The following is a 15,012-nucleotide window of genomic DNA, read 5'->3' on the forward strand; positions in this document are numbered from 1 at the left end:
CGGTCGGGTGTGTGCTGTTGATGATGGCTGCGGCAGTAGTGGCGATGCCGGCCGCGGCGCGGGAGACGACGGGACTGCTGCATCCGCTGTTCAGGGATCACGCCGTCCTGCAGCGTGACCGGCCCATTGCGGTCTGGGGGCACGCAAGCCCTGGGCAGCCGGTTTCCGTGACGTTTGCGGGGCAGGCGGTGAGCAGCCGGGCGGACGCCGCAGGCCGCTGGCAGGCGATGCTGTACCCGGTCGCCGCTGGCGGTCCCTACACGCTGGAGGTAAACGACGGAACGCGCCGGCAAACGGCGCGCGACGTGCTGGTCGGCGACGTGTGGCTGTGCTCGGGCCAGTCGAACATGGAGCTGCCGGTGTGGCGCTCGCTCAACGCTGCCAGCGAGATCGCCTCGGCCACGATGCCACGGATCCGGCTGTTCACCGTGCCGCAGCACGCCGCCGTGCAGGCACAGGAGACCCTCAGCGACAGCACTGCCTGGACATCGGCAACGCCTGATGCGGTGCGCGATTTCTCCGCCACCTGCTTCTACTTCGCGCGCGAACTGCAGCGCACGGTCGACGTGCCGATGGGGCTGATCGAGGCGGCGTGGGGTGGCTCGCGGATCGAGGCCTGGACCAGCGTTGGTGCACTGCGCGGGCAGGGCGGCCTGGATGAGGCCCTCGATATCCTCGCGCGGTCTGCGCGTGATCCGCTGGAGGCACGCGCGGCCTGGGGCCGCTACTGGCAGCACTGGTGGGCCACACGCGAGGGCACGCTGCCCGGCGACGCCCCATGGCGGGCGGATGCCGATGACCGCGGATGGTCGCGCGCACCGGCCACACTGGGCGCATGGGAGCGGTGGAACGAGCCCGCACTTTCCGACTACAACGGCATGGTCTGGTATCGCACGCAGGTGATGCTGAGCGCTGAACAGGCTGCACGCGGCGCGACCCTGGAGCTGGCATCGGCCGACGAGGTGGACGTGACCTGGGTGAACGGGGTCGCCGTCGGCAGCCAGTACGGCGCCGGCAAGAGGCGCTACCCGTTGCCACATGGACTGCTGAAGGCAGGATCCAACGTCATTGCGGTCAACGTGCTGGACACCTACGGCGAAGGCGGCCTGGCCGGTCCTTCAACGGCACACGGCCTGCAGTTCGATTCCGGCGAGCGGGTGCCACTGCAGGAACCGTGGATGTATCGGGTTGCGCCGGGCCAACAGGCGCCGCCATTTGCCCCTTGGCAGGCGGCCACCGGGCTGTCGACGCTGTACAACGGAATGATCGCACCGCTCGGCGGTTTCGGGCTGCGCGGCATGCTGTGGTACCAGGGCGAATCGAACACCGGTGATGGCGCTGCATACGCGGCGCGGTTGCGTGCGCTGCGCGAGGACTGGCGGCGGCAGTTCGGTGCGCGCACGCCACTGCTGCTGGTACAACTGGCCGGCTACGGCCAGCCGCCGGCTGCGCCCGCCGCCAGCGGCTGGGCGCAGGTGCGTGAGGCGCAGCGGCGCGTCGCGGCCGAGGATGCGCAGAGCGGTCTTGCCATTGCCATCGACATCGGCGACGCCTACGACATCCATCCGCCGAACAAGCAGGAGCTCGGGCGCCGCCTGGCGCGCGTGGCGCGCCATGTGGTGTACGGCGAGCAGGATCTGGCACCGTCAGGTCCGCGGGCGGTCACGGCCGTGCGGACGCCCGCGGGCGTGGCCATCGCGTTCGAGGATGTCGAAGGCGCGCTCACCGCAACCGGCGCACTGCGTCCGATCGGCTTTGAACTGTGCGAGGCCAGGGGCCATACGCGCCACTGCGAGTACGCCGATGCCGGACTGGATGCGCGCCGGATCCTGCTGCGCGGCCCGCTGTCCACGCGCGCAACGCATGTGCGCTACTGCTGGGCCGATGGCCCGGTGTGCACGCTGCGCGACCGCAGCGGGGCGCCGGCCGGCCCGTTCGAACTTCCCATTGCCGAAGCCGAGGCCCGACGATGATGACGTTGTCCAAGCAGTCCCCTCTGGCCCGCGACAGGGCCGGCCTGAGGTCGATGGCGCGCCACCTGCTGGGGGCGTTGTGCCTGCTGTCGGCCGCAACCACCCGGGCCAGCGCGCCGCCGGATGCTCCGCCGGTGTACTTCGACTGGTTCGAGTACCGCGGCAATGACCAGGCGTTTGAAGTCCCGCTGCCGGCCGGCCACTACCGCAATCCTGTCCTGGCCGGCTTCCATGCCGATCCCAGCGTCGTGCGCGCGAACGGCCGGTTCTATCTGGTCAATTCCAGCTTCACCTACTTCCCGGGCATTCCGGTGTTTGAAAGTGCCGACCTGGTGCACTGGAAGCAGATCGGCAATGTGATTGACCGCCCCACGCAGCTGGATTTCGACGGACTGAGCGTCTCGCGCGGCATCTTCGCGCCCACCATCGAATACCATGACGGCACCTTCTACGTCGTCACCACCGCTACCGACAGTGGTGGCAACTTCATCGCCACCGCGCGCGATCCGGCCGGTCCGTGGTCCGATCCGCACTGGCTGCCCGGCATCGATGGCATCGATCCATCACTGTTTTTTGATGACGACGGCAAGGTGTACCTGATCAACAACGATGCACCGCCCGGCCCGCCGCGCTATGACGGGCACCGCGCCATCTGGATGCAGCAGATCGATCTGGCGGCGTTCAAGCCGGTCGGGTCCCGCCGGGTACTGGTTGATGGAGGCGTGGAGCCGGCGAAGAATCCGATCTGGATCGAGGGACCGCACATCTACAAGCGGGAGGGCTGGTATTACCTGTCCGACGCTGAAGGAGGTACCGGGCCGCAGCACTCGCAGGTGGTGCTGCGCAGCCGCGCGGTGTGGGGGCCCTACGTTCCCTATGCGGGCAATCCGATCCTGACCCAGCGCGAACTGCCGGACGGCCGTCCGCTTCCGATCACCAATGCCGGCCACGCCGACCTGGTCGAAGGCCCGGATGGCTCGTGGTGGGCGGTGTTCCTGGCCAGCCGCAACTATCAGAAGCGCCACTACAACACCGGGCGCGAGACCTACCTGTTGCCGGTGCGCTGGGAGGATGGCTGGCCGCAGATCCTGCCGACCGACCAGGCCATTCCCTACGTGGCCAAGGCGCCGTCATGGATGCAGGGCGAGGCATCCCAGGCCCCGTCGACCGGCAATTTCGTAGCGCGCGACAATTTTGATGGCCCGACGCTCGATCGCCAGTGGCTGCGCGTGCGCGTGCCCAGGCATGCCTGGGCAGACCTGCACAAGCGCCCCGGCATGCTGGCCGTGCACCCGCTCGCCGAGGATCTGGACACGCTGCGCAATCCGGCGTTTCTCGGCCGGCGCCAGCAGCATCTGCGCTTCGAGGCGAGCACCGCGATGACCCCGCCAGCTTCCGGAGTTGCCGCCGGTCTGGCGGCGTTCCAGAGCGAGGCGTACTGGTACTTCCTTGGCGTTCGGGACCTTGGCGGGGGGCGCCTCTCGCTCTTCCTCGAAGCGCGCGACGGTGGCCGCAGCACGCGGACGCTGGCCAGCCGTGAAGTACCTGTGCCTGCAGCACTGCGCCTGAAGATTGCCGGCAACGAGGGCGACTATGCGTTCTCGTTCGACACTGGCGATGGGCAGGGCTGGCAACTGCTCGCAGGCGAGGTGGACGGCACCGTCCTGAGTACGGACCGGGCAGGCGGCTTCGTGGGCGCACTGCTGGGTCCTTTCGCGCGCGACGAGCGCAACGGGAGAAGCAAATGAGGCTGTCGATTTCGTCCAAGGCCCGCCGCCGTACCTGGCGCGGTGGGATCGCCCTGTTCGTACTGACCTGTGTGGCGGCCGCCGAATCCGCAGCCGCGCCGCGGCCCTGGCTCGATGTTTCGGCCAGCTTCGAGCAACGGGCTGCGGCACTCGTCGCGCAGATGACGCTGGAAGAGAAGGCCGCGCAGATGCAGAACGCCGCGCCGGCGATCGAACGGCTGGGGGTACCCGCCTACGACTGGTGGAACGAGGGACTGCACGGCGTCGCACGGGCAGGGCAGGCCACGGTGTTTCCGCAGGCAATCGGCCTGGCCGCGACCTTCGATGTACCGTTGATGGGGCAGGTGGCCACGACCATCAGCGACGAGGCCCGCGCAAAGCACCACCAGTTCCTCCGCGAAGGCGCGCATGGCCGTTACCAGGGCCTGACCTTCTGGTCGCCGAACGTCAACATCTTCCGCGACCCGCGCTGGGGGCGCGGACAGGAGACCTACGGCGAGGATCCCTACCTCACCGCGCGCATGGGCGTGGCCTTCGTACGCGGCCTGCAGGGCGACGACCCCGTCTACCGCAAGCTGGACGCCACCGCCAAGCATCTGGCCGTGCACAGCGGACCGGAGGCCGACCGCCATCACTTCGATGCACGGCCCAGCCGGCGCGACCTGTATGACACCTACCTGCCGGCGTTCGAGGCGCTGGTGAAGGAGGGCGAAGTGGATGCGGTCATGGGCGCCTACAACCGCGTGTACGGCGAGTCCGCCAGTGCCAGCCGTTTCCTGCTGCACGATGTGCTTCGACGCGACTGGGGTTTCAAGGGCTACGTGGTCTCGGACTGCTGGGCCATCGTCGATATCTGGAAGCACCACCGTATCGTCACCACGCGCGAAGCCGCTGCGGCGCTGGCGGTGAGGAACGGCACCGAGCTGGAATGCGGCCAGGAGTACGCAACGTTGCCTGCCGCAGTGCGCCAAGGGCTGATCAGCGAGGCGGAGATCGACGATGCGGTGACCCGCCTGTTCACCGCACGGATGCGCCTGGGCATGTTCGATCCGCCGGAGCGGGTGCGCTGGGCGCGCATTCCGGCCTCGGTGAACCAGGCGCCGGCCCATGATGCGCTGGCCCTCAAGGCCGCGCAGGCATCGCTCGTGCTGCTGAAGAACGACGGCATCCTTCCACTGTCGCGCGACATCAAGCGCATTGCCGTGGTCGGACCCACTGCCGACGACACCATGGCACTGCTCGGCAACTACTTCGGCACACCGGCGGCGCCGGTGACGATCCTGCAGGGCATACGCGAGGCGGCCAAGGGCGTTGAAGTGCGTTATGCCCGCGGCGTCGACCTGGTGGAGGGCCGCGACGATCCCGGCGCCACACCGCTGATCGAGCCGACCTACCTGCGGCCCTCGGCGGAGTCGCCCGAGCGCGGCCTGCGCGGTGAGTACTTCCGCACGCCCGACCTGTCCGGCACTCCGGCCCTGGTGCGTACCGACGCGCAGATCGGCTTCCGCTGGGACCGCGGCTCGCCGACCGACAACCTGCTGGCACGCGGCGAAGCGGCACCGGGGCAGGGGATTCCCAACGACCGCTTCAGCATCCGCTGGAGCGGCCAGCTGCTGCCCCCCGTGTCCGGTCGCTACCGCCTGGAGGTGGCCGGCGATGATGGCTACCGCCTGTACCTGGACGGCAAGCGTGTGATCGATCACTGGGTGAACACGGATCGCCTGCATGCCGAGGGTGTCGAACTCGACCTGCAGGCCGGGCGTGCCTATGACCTGAAGCTGGAGTACTACGACGACCAGCGCGATGCCGGCGTGCGCCTGGGCTGGCGCATGCCCGGCGCCAAGGCACCGTTCGATGAAGCGCTCGATGCCGCACGCGATGCCGATGTGGTGGTGTTCGTTGGTGGACTCACCGGCGATGTCGAAGGCGAAGAGATGACGGTCAACTACCCGGGCTTTGCCGGCGGCGACCGTACCGACCTGCGACTGCCCGCGCCGCAGCGCACCCTGCTGGAGGCCCTGCACGGCACCGGCAAGCCGGTGGTGATGGTGCTTACCGGTGGCTCGGCCATCGCCGTGGACTGGGCGCAGGCGCATCTGCCAGCGATCCTGATGAGCTGGTACCCCGGGCAACGCGGCGGCACCGCAGTCGGTCAGGCGCTGTTTGGCGACGTCAATCCCGCCGGCCGTTTGCCGGTCACGTTCTACAAGGCCGGCGAAGCGATGCCGGCATTCGACGACTACGCCATGGAGGGCCGCACCTATCGCTACTTCCGCGGCACGCCCCTGTATCCGTTCGGTCACGGTCTGTCGTATACCCGATTCGACTATGGAACGCTTCGCCTCGATGCAGACAGCCTCCGCGCCGACGGCCGCCTGGGCGTGGCGCTGGATGTGACCAACGCGGGCACCCGCAGCGGTGACGAAGTGGTGCAGCTGTACGTGCGGCGCGAGCACGCTGGCAGCGGCGACGCCGTGCAGGAACTGCGTGGCTTCCAGCGCGTCCAGCTGGCCCCGGGCGAACGCCGCACGGTGACGTTCACCCTGGAGGCGGCGCAGGCCCTGCGCCACTATGACGAAGCGCGCGCGGCGTACGCGGTGCAGCCCGGTGCCTATGAGGTCAGGGTGGGGGCGTCCAGTGCCGATATACGTGCGCAGGGCAGGTTCACCGTGGTGCCCGCGCATGACTGATCATCCCCGCCGGCATCGATTCCGATTCGACCAGATTCCTTTTCAAGGACGTCCGCTGCATGGCAAGCACTGAACACGCGCTATCGGTACGCGAGAAGCTCGGCTACAGCCTGGGCGATCTCGCCGCCAACCTGATCTTCCAGACCCTGATCACCTACCTGGCGTTCTTCTACACCGACGTCTACCGCCTGCCGGCTGCCACCGCGGCCACGATCATCTTCGTGGTGGGCCTGCTGGGTGCGTTCGTGTTCACGCCGTTGATCGGCATCGCGGCGGACCGCACATCCACACGCTGGGGCCGCTTCCGCCCATGGATCCTGTGGACAGCCATTCCGTTCGGCGTGCTGTCGCTGCTGGCGTTCAGCACCCCGGACCTGGGCGAGCGCGGAAAAGTGATCTATGCACTGGCCACCTACGCGCTGCTGGTCTGCGTCTACGCCGCGAACAACCTGCCGTACTCGGCGCTGAGCGGCGTGCTGACCGGCAGCATGGCCCAGCGCAACAGCCTCTCGGCCTACCGCTTCGTGGCTGTGATGGTCGCGCAGTTCATCATCCAGGTGCTGCTGATGCCGCTGGTGCTGATCCTGGGCGATGGCGACCGGGTGCGCGGCTTCGAGCAGGTCATGACCGCATTCGCCATCATCGGCACGGCGTTCTTCCTGATCACGTTCGCCACCACTCGCGAACGCATCGTGCCGACGCGCGAGCAGACCGGGGGCGTACTGCAGGACCTGTCGGACCTGCTGCACAACCGCCCGTGGCAGGTGATGCTGGCCCTGACCGTGCTGGTATTCATCAACCTGGCGCTGAAGGGCGGCACCTACATCTATTACTTCCAGTACTACATGAGTGAAGCCGCGCTGGCCGGCTTCCTGGACGGCTCAGGCTTCAACGGCCTGATCAGCGCCTTGAATGCTGCCCTGGCCAGCGCCGGCTTCGCGGCGTTCACCTGGCCGAAGGACGCGGCCACCTCGGCGTTCAGCCTGTTCAACGCGTGCGGCATCCTCTGCATGATCCTGGGCATCGGCGCATCACGACGGCTGGCGGATCGCTTCGGCAAGCGCGACGTCTTCGGTGGCGCCCTGTTTGTCTCGACCCTGTTCCTGCTTGCCTTCTACCTGTTTCCACCCACGGGCGTGGCGGTGGCCTTCGCTGCCTTCATGCTGCATGGCTTCTGCTATGGCATCACCATCCCGTTGCTGTGGGCGATGATCGCCGACGTCGCGGACTACTCGGAGTGGAAGAACCATCGGCGGGCGACCGCGATCATCTTCTCGGCGATGCTGTGCGGACTGAAGATCGGCCTCAGCGTCGGAGGCGCGCTGGTCGCGGCCATCCTTGCGCACTACGGCTACCAGGCAGGACTGGCGCAGCAGCCTGAGGGCGTGGTGCAGGGCATCCGCTTGACCGTAAGCGTCTACTGCTCCCTTCCTTTCCTGCTCGCCGTGGCGCTGCTGTTCTTCTACAGGATCGACAAGCGCACCGAGACCCGCATCGAGCAGGACCTCCACCTGCGTCGCCGTTCCGCCGACGCTTCCGCGTAAGGCCAAGATGACAACCATGATCGACCTCCATGCCGGCGAAGACGGCCAGGCCAGCGAAGCCCGTCTTGCGCAGCTCACCGCACACGCCATTTCGCAACCGCTGGTGACCCACATCTACACCGCCGACCCTTCGGCGCACGTGTTCGAGGGGCGCCTGTACATCTATCCGTCGCACGACATCGACGGTGGCCAGCCGTTCGACGACGAAGGTGGCCACTTCGGCATGCAGGATTATCATGTGCTGAAGATGGATACGCCCGACAGCACGGCCGTGGATTGCGGCATGGCGCTGCACGTCCGCGACGTGCCCTGGGCGCGGAAACAGATGTGGGCCCCCGATGCCGCCTGCCGCGATGGCCGCTACTACCTGTACTTCCCGGCCAAGGACGCCGAGGGCCGGTTCCGCATCGGCGCGGCGATCGGCACGCGGCCGGAGGGCCCGTTCGTGCCCGAGCCGGAGCCGATCAAGGGCGCGTACTCGATCGACCCTGCCGTGTTCGAAGACGAGGATGGCAGCCACTACCTGTACTTCGGCGGCATCTGGGGCGGGCAGCTGCAGAAGTATCGTGACAACCAGTACAGCGAGGCCCACGAGGAACCCGAGGGCAGCGCGCCGGCGCTGGGGCCGCGCGTGGGCCGCCTGGACGCCTGCATGACCGAGCTGGCCGAACCCACCCGCGAAGTGCAGATCCTGGATGAGCATGGCCAGCCGCTGCGTGCGGACGACCATGCGCGCCGCTTCTTCGAAGGCCCGTGGCTGCACAGGTATCAGGGTCGCTACTATCTGTCGTACTCCACTGGCAATACCCATCAGCTGTGCTACGCCATCGGCGACAGCCCGTATGGCCCGTTCACCTACGCTGGCGTGATCCTCACCCCCGTCGTGGGCTGGACCACCCACCACTCCATCTGCCAGTTCGAAGGGCAGTGGTACCTGTTCTATCACGATGCACTGATGTCCGGCGGCATCACCCACCTGCGCTCGGCCAAGTGCACACCGCTGCACATGGAGCCGGACGGAAGCATCCGCACGATCAATCCGTATGGGGCCTGAGCGCATGCTGCCGGTGGATGATGCGCTGGCCCCGCTGCCGGCAGGTGAACTGCACTGGCTGAGATGCGGCGAACTGGAGGTTGCGCTCGCTGCGGGGGCGGGCGGGCGCGTGGCGCACCTGCGTTACCGGGGCGTGGAGTGGCTGGTGGATGCGCAGGAGGGCGGGGTGGCTGCGATCGCCTGGGGCTGCTACCCGATGGTGCCCTGGGCCGGGCGCATCCGCCATGGAACGTTCCACTTTGACGGCAGGCCGCATCGGCTGCCGCTCAACTTCAACGGGCACGCCATTCATGGGTTGGGCTTCTCGCGACCGTGGCAGATCGACCGGCTGGATGCGGCGGCAGCCAGGTTGTCGCTGGCGTTGCCGCGCGACGGCTACTGGCCCTTTGGTGGCATTGCCATGCTGGACCTGCGGCTGCAGGCTCACGCCCTGCAGATGCGCCTTTCGGTCCAGGCCGGCGAGCAGGCGATGCCGGCGGTGCTGGGCTGGCATCCCTGGTTCCGGAAGCCGGACCGGCTGCTGTTCACGCCTCGTGCGATGTACCCGCGGGACGGGGACGGTATTGCGACGCTGCCCTGTGTGGCTCCCACTACCGGTCCTTGGGATGACTGCTTCATCGCCGACAGTGACATCACGCTGATACGCGAAGGCCAGCACCTGCGGGTGCGCTCGGACCACGACCATTGGGTGGTCTACGACGGCACGCCGCACGCCACCTGTGTGGAGCCCCAGAGCGGTCCGCCGGACGGCTTCACGCTGGCGCCGCACCGGCTGGAGCCCGGCCAGCGCCTCGCGTTGACGTTCGACCTGGCGTGGGCAGCGGACAGGGCGTGAGCCTGGCACTGGCATGCGTCTCCCCGAACCTGCGGTGCCGGCACAGGAGGACGACCGGCCGCGGACCCTGAACACGCCGAGGAAAGGTGCACCGCTGGTCGGATAATGGCGATCGGATCACGGAATACACACGATGGGAACATCCCAGGTCCTCAGATGGGCTACGGTGAGGCCATCGGAATCTGGGGGGATTCGTCACAGGAGCAACCGATGCCTATCAGGGCAGTGGTATACGTCAGCGAAGCCAGCCCAACTGTTGTGGGCGACAACGGGCGCAAAGAGGGCAACAGGCTGGACCAGCTGGTCGACGACGCCGCACGTTTCAACCGGGACGCCGGCGTTACCGGGGTGCTTCTCTTCGATGGGGGGCGGTTTCTCCAGTACATGGAGGGACCGGAGGACGGGTTGCGGGTGGCGTACGCGCGTGTGCTGGGCGCAACCAGCCACGCAGGGCTGGTGGAGCTGCAGCGGGGCAGGGTGGGCAACCGGCGCCTGCCGTTCTGGCCGATGCGCTGGCTTCCGGTAGATCCCGGGCAGTTGAAGTCCCTGGCCCACGCGGACTGGGTCGGCTTCGTGCAGCGTGGCGATACGTCGGCCGGTGGGCAATCGGCAATGGATCTGCTGGTGGGACTGGTGGAGCCGTACGCCCTTGCCGCATAACGCAAGGGGATTGCCAACGTACGCTACGGGCGAGCAGTCATCTCGTGCAGTTCCAGTCAACCCGCACTGCCCGCGATCACTGCATCGTGCAGATCATGCTGGCGTGCCGGTTCATTGGACGGGTCCGGACGGACGATGCAGGGCAGGTGCCATGCCGCTCTCCGCGTGAAGATCCTGCACAGTCGTGACACGGTGCTTTCACTGCCGCCGACATCCGTGATGGCCACACTGCAGGCTCCTTCCAGAGCAGGAGGTGCCCGATGGCTACCTGTGATGTCTGCGGCAACGACTACGACAAGAGCTTCACCGTACAGCAAGGCGGGCGTAGCGGCACGTTCGATTCCTTCGAATGCGCGATCCATGCGTTCGCCCCGCGCTGCGCCCACTGCGATTGCGCCGTCATCGGACACGGTGTCGAGGGAAACGGCCAGATTTTCTGCTGCGCACATTGCGCCAGTCATGCCGGTGTAAAGGGTGTCGCAGACCGGGCTTGAGCCGAATGCTGCTCCATCCCGCTGGTCATGCCGGCACCAGAGAAGCAATTCGTGCCACCCGGGCTGCTCCCGAATCGGCGAGCAGCGCCATTGCCCGCTGTTTCTGTGACGGCATCCCCGCCACGGCCTCCCTTGCCAGGACGACGTCGAACTCCCTGGCGTTGGCGTCCAACGCGGTTGCCAGCACACACGAATCGGCTGTCATCCCGCTGAGCCAAAGTCGGCGCACGCCCAACTTGGCCAGCAGGACCGGCAGCGGGGTGGCGAGGAACGCCGAGTGCTTGGGCTTGAGTACAAAGTAGTGATCGGGCAGGGGCGAGAGCAGGTCGGCTATCCGCCCGGCTGCGCCCCCGTCCCGCTTGCACTGCGCAACCTGTTGTCGGAAGTCACGCTTCCAGTCGGAGAAATTGTCATTGGCATAGATGACCGGCCACCTGCGGTCATCGAAGTGGTCTCTCAAACGCCGGATCTGTCTGGCCGCCCGCTCCGCAACGGGCGCAAGATCCTGCGCGCCGGGGAAGTCGAAACGGCTGAACATGTCGATGATCAGCAAGGCCGTCGATGGATCCTGTCCCATGGCTCAATCACCTGTCTGTGCGTGCGGGGCCTCGACCGGCTTGGACTGCGGTGAATCCTTCTGGCGCAGGAAGATCGTCAGTACAACCAGGGACAGCACGGCGAGAAATTCGCTCTGCCAGTTCTGCATCGATTCAAACCAGAATGTGCTGCTGGCCAGGTGCTGCAGGAAGCCGGGTGCGGGCAGGCCCCGCAACAGCTGCTCGGCTTGCTCGGCTCGCCAGCTTCCCAACGCATGCAGCGTGAAGCTCAACAGGAACAACAGCCCGAAGGCGATTGCAAGCGAATGACCGTACAGCACCTTCCAGACGCCGCCACGCCTCACCGGCCAGGGCGTAGGTCCTGGCTCGACGCGGCTCTGCTCCTGTGCAGGATCCAACGGCCGCGATTCAGCCGAGCCACGCTGGCGAAGGGTGACGGTCAGGAGAACATACATGCCCATCTGCAGGAATTCGCTCTCCCAGTTCTCGAATGTGGCGCTGACGAAGTGGCCGGTCGCCAGGTAGTGCCATAGATCGATCGGCGCGCGCCCGTGCCGCGTCAACTCCTCGTTGTGGACATGGTGCCCCGCAACTGCCTGCCCAACGATGAACACGACGGTGAGTGCAAGCAGCACCAGCGAGAGACCGTTGCGTTTCCACATGCAACACCTCGATCAGCTGTTCCAGAGACCGTGCGGAAGCATGCGCGGGCAGGAGGGCAGGGCTCGTGATCACTGCGCATCGAGGATGTGAGGCGGGCTCAACGCTTGCCTGTCGGGTCAGGATCCGGCCGCTCGTAGTCTTCAGGTACCGCCTTGGGGCCGTCCCCATCGTCGGGCATGTCGTGGTCCTTCCACCTGGCCTGGTCGTTGCGACGCTTGTCCGGCGTGTGGGCCTTCGACTGATCGTCCACGTCCGTGGTTGGATTGAAAGGCAACTTGTCGTTCATGAGCAGCTCCTGCGGCGAGAACCTGAAGCCTGCACCGCGCCGGGTTAACGCCACGACGCCGCGGAATGAACGCCGCGCACACCCGGATGTCACCGCAGCAGGGGGACAGCCCTGCGATGCTGATGTTCCGATCTTTCTGGAGAACCGCGATGCAGGCATTGACCTATCACGGCCGCAGGGATGTGCGCGTCGAGACCGTGCCGGACCCGGTGCTGGCGGCCGAGGATGATCTGATCCTGAGGGTGACCGCCACCGCCATCTGTGGTTCGGACCTGCACCTGTACCGGGGCAAGATTCCTGACCTGCACGATGGCGATGTGCTGGGCCACGAATTCATGGGCGTGGTGGAAGAGGTCGGCAGCGGCGTGACCCAGGTGAAACCCGGTGATCGCGTGGTGATCCCGTTTGTGATTGCCTGTGGCGAGTGCTTCCACTGCCGGCTGGCCGAGTATGCCGCCTGCGAGACCACCAATCCGGGCAAGGGCGCCGCACTGAACCAGAAGGGCATACTGCCTCCGGCCGCATTGTTCGGCTACAGCCATCTGTATGGCGGCGTGGCCGGCGGGCAGGCCGAATTCGTACGCGTGCCGAAGGCGAATGTAGGCCCGCTGCGCATCCCGGAAGGCGTGGCCGACGAGCAGGTTCTGTTCCTTTCGGACATCCTGCCCACCGGCTACCAGGCCGCGCTGAACGCTGGGGTCACGCCCGGCTCGACGGTGGCCATCTTCGGTGCCGGGCCGGTGGGGCTGATGAGCGCAGCCTGCTGCCGGCTGCTGGGGGCCGAGACCATCTTCATGGTGGACCATCTTCGCTACCGCCTTGACTACGCGCGTCGCGCCTACGGGGTGACCCCCATCGACTTCAGGGAGATCGAGGACCCGGCCGATTACATCCTGACCCAGACCAGCGGGCGGGGCGCAGACGCCTGCATCGAGGCCGTAGGCTTCGAGGCCGAAGGGAGTGCGCTGGAGTCAGCGCTGACCGCCGTGAAACTGGAAGGCAGCAGCGGGGTGGCGATCCGGCAGTGCATCGCCGCGGCCCGCCGCGGCGGCGTTGTCAGCATCCCCGGTGTCTATGCCGGCTTCATCCACGGTTTCCTGCTGGGTGACGCGTTCGACAAGGGCTTGACGTTCAAGATGGGGCAGACCCACGTGCAGGGACTGATGCCGGAGCTGCTCGACGCCATCTTGGAAGGAAAGCTGGATCCGGGTGACATCATCTCGCACCGGATGCGCCTGGCCGATGCAGCGCAGGGCTATGCGATGTTTGATGCCAAGGATGACGACTGCCGCAAGATCGTTCTGACACCGTGAGCGTGGCGCCATGAGTGCGATTGTCGTGGGCTGTGTGTACGCACTGTGGTTGGTGGCCGGTTCGCTGGACTTCCATTTTCACCGCCGGACCGACCTTCCACACACCTCCGCGATGCGCGAAAGCCTGTTGCATGGGGTGCAGCTGCTTCTGATCGGCAGCGGCGTGCTGGCGTGGCTGCTGCTGGAAAACACGTTGTCGCTGGTCACGCTCCTGGCGCTTCTGGTCATTGCTCACGCAATCGCCGGCTACCTGGACACCGTCAGCGCAGACGGCCGCAGACGCATCAGTCCGGCGGAGCAGCATGTGCACAGTGTTCTGGATGCCGCGCCGTGGGTCCTGTTGGCCTGGGTGGCCTGGCAGGCCCATCCTCGATGGTCGCTCAGTGTGGAACCGGCAGCACCCGGGATCTGGTGGTGGGTCCTGCTGCCGGCGTCTGGCCTGGTGGTGCTGCCTTGGCTGTGGGAGCTTCTCCAGTGCGTGAGGGCGAGAGCGAGGCGCCCGCGCTGACCGGGTGAGGATCACCGCACAGGGTATTCATGGGCACGCCACGCTTCCAGCCGAGTGATGTGGCCGCCGGCGCCTGCGCCCATTACCATCAACAGCCGTGAACGCTGTTGGCGCTGAACCGCTCGGCCGGGAGCGCAGAAGCTCTGCGCCTGCCGACGCGTTATCGCAGCGTGCAGCTCGGGGGAGGGCACTGGTAGCCCGGCGATTGAACACCTCATCTCTGCCTACATCAGCGCGGCGATCATTGAAGTGCAGGAAATTTCCTGCGCCAGAAGGAACGAATGTGCCCCTCCGTGCAGTCGCCTACGCAAGTGACGCGACATCGGGGCTTTCCATGGACCATGTGGATGACCTCGCCAGGGCCGCCGCCCGCTTCAACCTTGAAGCCGGCGTTACGGGTGTGCTTCTTTATGACGGGCTCCGCTTCCTGCAGTACATCGAGGGGCCGGAAGACAGCATCAACGTGGTGTACAGCCGCATTCTCAGTGCCCGCAGCCATCGCGAGCTGATCGAACTGGGCCGCGGCAGGGTTTCCGGCAGGTTCTTTCCCTATTGGTCGATGCGGTTGCTGTGGGTTGAGGCCTCCGAGATCCGCAGCGTCGCGCACGGCAACTGGGATGGCCTCTCCCGTGGTGGCGCGCTGCGCCAGCTGGGCCTGGTGGTAGCCCCGCACCTGGGGTGACGGTT

At 66.7% G+C, this 15,012-nt stretch carries 14 protein-coding genes; 11 read left to right on the top strand and 3 right to left on the bottom strand.

All coding sequences use genetic code 11. From position 1 onward, the window contains the following. Positions 1-20 precede the first annotated feature (20 nt). The 8 genes from ROV95_RS13370 to ROV95_RS13405 all read left to right on the top strand — a co-directional run bounded on the left by ROV95_RS13370 (position 21) and on the right by ROV95_RS13405 (position 10,998). On the top strand, positions 21-1,973 hold the full coding sequence (locus tag ROV95_RS13370) for a sialate O-acetylesterase (protein ID WP_312545137.1): 1,953 nt from the start codon (positions 21-23) through the stop codon (positions 1,971-1,973). A gap of 53 nt (positions 1,974-2,026) precedes the next feature. Continuing rightward, entirely contained in the window at positions 2,027-3,721 is a 1,695-nt protein-coding gene (locus ROV95_RS13375) for a glycoside hydrolase family 43 protein (protein WP_312545138.1), read from the top strand. Continuing rightward, positions 3,718-6,411, top strand: coding sequence for a glycoside hydrolase family 3 C-terminal domain-containing protein (locus ROV95_RS13380; protein WP_312544813.1), 2,694 nt, complete (start codon positions 3,718-3,720; stop codon positions 6,409-6,411). Before ROV95_RS13375 ends, ROV95_RS13380 begins: the two co-directional genes overlap by 4 nt. Positions 6,412-6,470: 59 nt before the next feature. Next, positions 6,471-7,955, top strand: coding sequence for an MFS transporter (locus ROV95_RS13385; protein WP_171953081.1), 1,485 nt, complete (start codon positions 6,471-6,473; stop codon positions 7,953-7,955). Between the two features lie 16 nt (positions 7,956-7,971). Then, positions 7,972-9,009 (top strand): glycoside hydrolase family 43 protein, encoded by a 1,038-nt coding sequence (locus tag ROV95_RS13390; protein ID WP_312544815.1) that lies wholly within the window; start codon positions 7,972-7,974, stop codon positions 9,007-9,009. After that, positions 8,999-9,844: an aldose epimerase gene (locus ROV95_RS13395; protein ID WP_312544817.1), complete on the top strand. Its 846-nt coding sequence runs from the start codon at positions 8,999-9,001 to the stop codon at positions 9,842-9,844. Before ROV95_RS13390 ends, ROV95_RS13395 begins: the two co-directional genes overlap by 11 nt. 210 nt (positions 9,845-10,054) lie before the next feature. Next, positions 10,055-10,504: a BLUF domain-containing protein gene (locus ROV95_RS13400; protein WP_031269501.1), complete on the top strand. Its 450-nt coding sequence runs from the start codon at positions 10,055-10,057 to the stop codon at positions 10,502-10,504. Between the two features lie 260 nt (positions 10,505-10,764). Further along, positions 10,765-10,998, top strand: coding sequence for a hypothetical protein (locus tag ROV95_RS13405; RefSeq protein ID WP_312544819.1), 234 nt, complete (start codon positions 10,765-10,767; stop codon positions 10,996-10,998). Positions 10,999-11,023: 25 nt separating this feature from the next. Here the strand turns inward: ROV95_RS13405 and ROV95_RS13410 are convergent, their stop codons facing one another. The 3 genes from ROV95_RS13410 to ROV95_RS13420 form a co-directional block, all read right to left on the bottom strand. Continuing rightward, positions 11,024-11,575 carry an isochorismatase family cysteine hydrolase gene (locus tag ROV95_RS13410; RefSeq protein ID WP_312544820.1) on the bottom strand — a complete coding sequence of 184 codons (552 nt, stop codon included), beginning with the start codon at positions 11,573-11,575 and terminating at the stop codon, positions 11,024-11,026. A gap of 3 nt (positions 11,576-11,578) precedes the next feature. Beyond that, a complete protein-coding gene (locus tag ROV95_RS13415) occupies positions 11,579-12,217 on the bottom strand; it encodes a DUF6766 family protein (protein ID WP_312544821.1) in 639 nt (212 codons plus the stop codon). Positions 12,218-12,315: 98 nt separating this feature from the next. Continuing rightward, positions 12,316-12,504 (bottom strand): hypothetical protein, encoded by a 189-nt coding sequence (locus ROV95_RS13420; protein ID WP_019337695.1) that lies wholly within the window; start codon positions 12,502-12,504, stop codon positions 12,316-12,318. A gap of 149 nt (positions 12,505-12,653) precedes the next feature. On the opposite strand from ROV95_RS13420, the gene ROV95_RS13425 reads away from it, so the two are divergent. From ROV95_RS13425 to ROV95_RS13435, 3 genes are all read left to right on the top strand, one after another. Beyond that, complete coding sequence (locus ROV95_RS13425) at positions 12,654-13,817, top strand: zinc-dependent alcohol dehydrogenase (protein ID WP_312544823.1); 1,164 nt, start codon at positions 12,654-12,656, stop codon at positions 13,815-13,817. Positions 13,818-13,827: 10 nt separating this feature from the next. Continuing rightward, a complete protein-coding gene (locus ROV95_RS13430; RefSeq protein ID WP_058982975.1) occupies positions 13,828-14,325 on the top strand; it encodes a hypothetical protein in 498 nt (165 codons plus the stop codon). Between the two features lie 283 nt (positions 14,326-14,608). After that, a complete protein-coding gene (locus ROV95_RS13435; protein WP_312544825.1) occupies positions 14,609-15,007 on the top strand; it encodes a BLUF domain-containing protein in 399 nt (132 codons plus the stop codon). Positions 15,008-15,012 lie beyond the last annotated feature (5 nt).

Source organism: Stenotrophomonas maltophilia group sp. msm1, assembly GCF_032025805.1.
In the GTDB taxonomy this organism is placed as follows: domain Bacteria; phylum Pseudomonadota; class Gammaproteobacteria; order Xanthomonadales; family Xanthomonadaceae; genus Stenotrophomonas; species Stenotrophomonas hibiscicola.